The sequence below is a fragment of the Thermodesulfovibrionia bacterium genome (assembly GCA_030646035.1).
Lineage (GTDB): Bacteria > Nitrospirota > Thermodesulfovibrionia > UBA6902 > UBA6902 > JACQZG01.
Genome location: JAUSMY010000042.1, coordinates 1 through 3784 on the forward strand (window position 1 = coordinate 1; position 3784 = coordinate 3784).

The following is a 3784-nucleotide window of genomic DNA, read 5'->3' on the forward strand; positions in this document are numbered from 1 at the left end:
CGAACGGCGCGGGCAAATCCACGCTGTTCAAGCTGATCACCGGAAAAGAACAACCGGATTCCTGCGAAGTGAAGATCGGCACCACCGTCAAGATCGCGCACGTCGATCAGGCGCGCGATTCGCTGGATAACGACAAGACCGTGTTCGACGCGATCTCCGGCGGCAACGAGATCCTGACCGTGGGCAAATACGAAACCCCGGCGCGCGCCTACATCGGCCGCTTCAACTTCAAGGGCGGCGACCAGGCCAAGATCGTCGGCCAGCTTTCCGGCGGCGAGCGCGGCCGCCTGCACCTCGCGCAGACGCTGATCTCCGGCGGCAATGTGCTGCTGCTCGACGAACCCTCCAACGACCTCGACGTGGAAACCCTGCGCGCCCTCGAAGATGCGCTGCTCGAATTTGCCGGCTGCGTAATGGTCATCTCCCACGACCGCTGGTTCCTTGACCGCATCGCGACCCACATCCTCGCGGCGGAAGGCGAATCCAAGTGGACGTTCTTCGACGGCAACTATCAGGAATATGAGGCGGACAAGAGGAAGCGGCTGGGTGAAGAGGGCGCGAAGCCTAAGCGGATTCGGTATAAGCCGATTTCTAGATGATTCATTGGTTTATTAGTTATAGGTTTCCTTCTAATTAAGGTGTCGAAATAATGGTTGCTAATTATTGGGATGAGTGTCTCAGATGTATCCAGTGAGAGTGTAGATGATTAGAGCTACCGTATTTATTGACTGGGACGCTGCCAAGCGCCTTGTAAAACCCAAATGGAGTGCAGATGAAAATGAAAGCATTCCACTAACCAAGCTAGTCCCACACGTTGAATCTTGTTTTTCTGAGTTGCAAACATCCGTTGCAAATACAATTAACGCAATGCGATTAAATGACTATGTGACGATTATAAAGAGTCGTATTTATCATGGCTGGCATAGCCGAAAATCAAAAACCAAAGAGAGAGCGGCTTGGGAAGATGCAGCACCAAAACTAAGATCTAGATCAGTTGGGAAGGTCTCATATCTCCCCGATATCGCATATGGAAATGAACTACTTTGCGGTGGTAAACGTAGCCCTCTATTTGACACGCTTAGAAAGCGTCCAGATACAGGGCAAATAGAACAGAAAATGGTGGATACTGCGCTAACTTCTGATTTACTTTGGTATTGCAGATCTGAGAGTTGCCAAGCTAAACGTGGCGACCCTCCACCTGCTTTAGCCATAATCGTAGGTGACGACGACGATTTAATTCCTGGTGCAATTGTTTCTGAAGCATGGGGGATACCCACTCGGGTTCTTCGTGTTGGCAGGGATAATGTGAACAAGCATCTATCAACGGGCGGTTTGATCGTAATGCTATCAAAGGAAAGCACATGTTAGACATAGACGAAATCATTTGTGATATTTGCGCATTTGCAGATCCGTTTACGGAACAAAAAACCCGAAAATTAAAAAACTCTACTCAAATAGAACTGATTCGAAACGGCAGGAAAATCACTTACGAAATAGCACCAGATTTGGGACGTTTTACAGCAAAACATCGTGAGCGCAGTTTTAGTGGTATCGCGTCACTCATTGCTTCAGATGAATTTGCAAATCTTCACCGCTTTGCTCAGACGCAACTTCGATCTTTCCAAGATAAATCAAAGATCCCCCCCATACCCACAGAGATTGATTTTGAAGGTCAGCGCATTGCTTTAAATAACTTATCAGCCGAGTTGTGCAACACAAATGTCAATACTAGGCTGATTTTGATTGATGGGCCAGCAGGGGTGGGTAAAACCTACTACATTGAACGTTTGGTACAAGGCCAAGCTGAGAAAATGATGAAAGGCCAAGTCTCCCCCTTGGTGCTGCACGTTAGCAGTAGAGGTAGACGCCTATCGAATCTGAGAGATGTCTTAGCTGCTACCACGCAGGATTATGCTGCTGAATTTGGTGCGCGCCATGTACCCATATTAGTAAGGCATGGATTGCTTGTGGCAGCAATTGATGGTTTTGATGAACTAGTGGACGCAGATGGATACGAAGATTCATGGTCTGCTCTGCGAGAGTTTGTTGGCGATGTTAAAGAACGCGGCACAATAATATTGGCAGCAAGAGACACGTTTGTAGAAGAACAAGAGTTGTTGGCAAGAATAAATAGCGCGAGCAATGTCGTTGCTTTATCAATGGCTCATATTCGGACAATAACACCGAGTGCCGCAAAGGATTGGCTGCTCCAGAACTCGAAATGGAAGCCTGCCGAAGTTAATTCTGAAACCACAGATTACATATTGATCGAAAACAGTTATGCGCTTCGTCCATTTTTTCTCCGAATACTTTGGGATGCAGGCAAATGGGAAAGGGTGTTGGACATTGGCCCGCGGACATTCCTGGTAAATCATTTCATTGAGAGAGAAGCTAAGTTAATAGCCAAGCAAATTGAAGGATTAACACCCGAGATAATTACTCCTGCACTAATTTCATTGTTTCAAGAGGTCGCCTTGGAAATGACTTCAAGGGAAGTAGATACAGTGGAAATGGAGCATCTGACATTTCTTGCTCGATATTGTTTTGAGGGAACACTTAATGAAGGATCTATTCGAAAATTAATGCACAAGGCTGGAAGCTTCGCATTATTAGAACAATCAAATCAACCAGGGCATAGGCGATTCTCACATAGCGAAATAATGCAATATTTTCTTGGTGGGGCTCTTGTTTCAGCACTCGCGGCAAAAACAGTGCCAAGTGTTTTACGCAGGGCAGTAATCGGCGCCGAACATGCGGAAGTGTTTTTCGAAGTGTTTGTCAATGATGAAGATAAAGCAAAAAAAGCTGCCCAGTTTCTTTCATCAGCAATCTCAAGTGAAATCTCGATGGATAGATTGCATAACAATGGTGGAACAATTCTTACATTGGCCTTTTCTGCCGGTCTGTTAGAGAGGCTTGATTACTTGGAAGTGGTTGATGCATCAATGGCAGGTGGAGCACCTGAGGGAGAGGTATCAAGCTCGAACTTTGCCAGACTTGATGTATGCGGCGCTGATTTTTCGCATATTGAATTCACGGATGTTGCAATCAATACGCTAGTTGTAGACGATACAACAAGGTTTGGGTCGTCTTTGCCGAAAATTACTCAACTGGAAATTCGCTCTGATGGTATTGCCAAAATTGAACGTGATCCAAGCCAGATATCACAATTTATTGCCAGTCATTCTATTGCTTCTAGCAATGCCGATTATCTTCACAGTGCCTTAATAAAACTATTAGAGCGTGTGGCTAGAAGGGCTGCTCGCTTCTTTTATTTACGAGAACATGGAGACGATGACGAGTACGCATTGTTGCTAAAAGATCCAAACTGGCAAGTCGTAAAAAGTGTACTGATTCAACATAAACGTATAGATGTTGTCACAAGGAAATCAATGCATGGTCGACCGGCGCCACTTCTACGAATCAAGAATCCCAAAGACCTCCTTGATTGGTCGATACCAGAAACAATCGCTATATTCAATGATTTAATTGGAATCAAAGGGGCCAGGGTCGCAATAGCGCGGTAGGCTGGGGTAAGGCACGAGCCCCAGCATGGGGTAAAAGCTGGGGTTCGCAAGCTCACCCCAGCCTATGGCAGGGAGAATTAAAGAGGCCAGACACGAAACAGTTTCAGGATGCCACGATGGAAATGAAGCAGATCAATTCGGGCAGGTTGCGCGCCATTGGCTACGATGCGCGCGCCCGGATGTTGCAGGTTCAGCTCGACGACGGCAGCACGTTGCAGTACGGCGGCGTCGGCGAGGATACTTGGCGCCGCTTCAGC

The 3784-nt window shown here is 46.9% G+C and carries 4 protein-coding genes; all 4 read left to right on the top strand.

Annotated features, from left to right (window positions below):
• Positions 1 to 599, top strand: a 599-nt coding sequence (locus Q7U10_06875) for an ATP-binding cassette domain-containing protein (GenBank protein ID MDO8282330.1), incomplete at its 5' end; no start/stop codon positions are given.
• Positions 600 to 702: 103 nt separating this feature from the next.
• Positions 703 to 1368 (top strand): hypothetical protein, encoded by a 666-nt coding sequence (locus Q7U10_06880; protein MDO8282331.1) that lies wholly within the window; start codon positions 703 to 705, stop codon positions 1366 to 1368.
• A complete protein-coding gene (locus tag Q7U10_06885; GenBank protein MDO8282332.1) occupies positions 1362 to 3527 on the top strand; it encodes an NACHT domain-containing protein in 2166 nt (721 codons plus the stop codon). The genes Q7U10_06880 and Q7U10_06885 overlap by 7 nt, the downstream gene beginning before the upstream one ends.
• A gap of 122 nt (positions 3528 to 3649) precedes the next feature.
• On the top strand, positions 3650 to 3784 hold a 135-nt coding region (locus Q7U10_06890), incomplete at its 3' end, for a KTSC domain-containing protein (protein MDO8282333.1).

Bases quoted from the DNA above. Each gene is read 5' to 3' on its own strand.
- Q7U10_06885 (MDO8282332.1), top strand. From the start codon at position 1,362: ATGTTAGACATAGACGAAATCATTTGTGATATTTGCGCATTTGCAGAT.
- Q7U10_06880 (MDO8282331.1), top strand. From the start codon at position 703: ATGATTAGAGCTACCGTATTTATTGACTGGGACGCTGCCAAGCGCCTT.